The sequence below is a fragment of the Yersinia aldovae ATCC 35236 genome (genome assembly GCF_000173735.1).
Classification (GTDB): Bacteria; Pseudomonadota; Gammaproteobacteria; order Enterobacterales; family Enterobacteriaceae; genus Yersinia; species Yersinia aldovae.
The window spans coordinates 1-449 of record NZ_ACCB01000117.1; the positions used below are offsets into that span (position 1 = coordinate 1).

Below are 449 nucleotides of genomic sequence, written 5' to 3' on the forward strand. Positions count from 1 at the left end.
GAACCGTTATAACCGACGATACCCGAATGGGGAAACCCAGTGCAATTCGTTGCACTATTGCATGGTGAATACATAGCCATGCAAGGCGAACCGGGGGAACTGAAACATCTAAGTACCCCGAGGAAAAGAAATCAACCGAGATTCCCCCAGTAGCGGCGAGCGAACGGGGAAGAGCCCAGAGTCTGAATCAGTTTGTGTGTTAGTGGAAGCGTCTGGAAAGTCGCACGGTACAGGGTGATAGTCCCGTACACCAAAACACGCATTCTGTGAACTCGATGAGTAGGGCGGGACACGTGACATCCTGTCTGAATATGGGGGGACCATCCTCCAAGGCTAAATACTCCTGACTGACCGATAGTGAACCAGTACCGTGAGGGAAAGGCGAAAAGAACCCCGGCGAGGGGAGTGAAATAGAACCTGAAACCGTGTACGTACAAGCAGTGGGAGCA

Annotated in this window: 1 rRNA gene; it reads left to right on the forward strand. The window is 52.1% G+C overall.

The features are described 5' to 3' along the window. A 23S ribosomal RNA gene (locus tag YALDO0001_RS19495) occupies positions 1-449 on the forward strand; the annotation flags it as partial.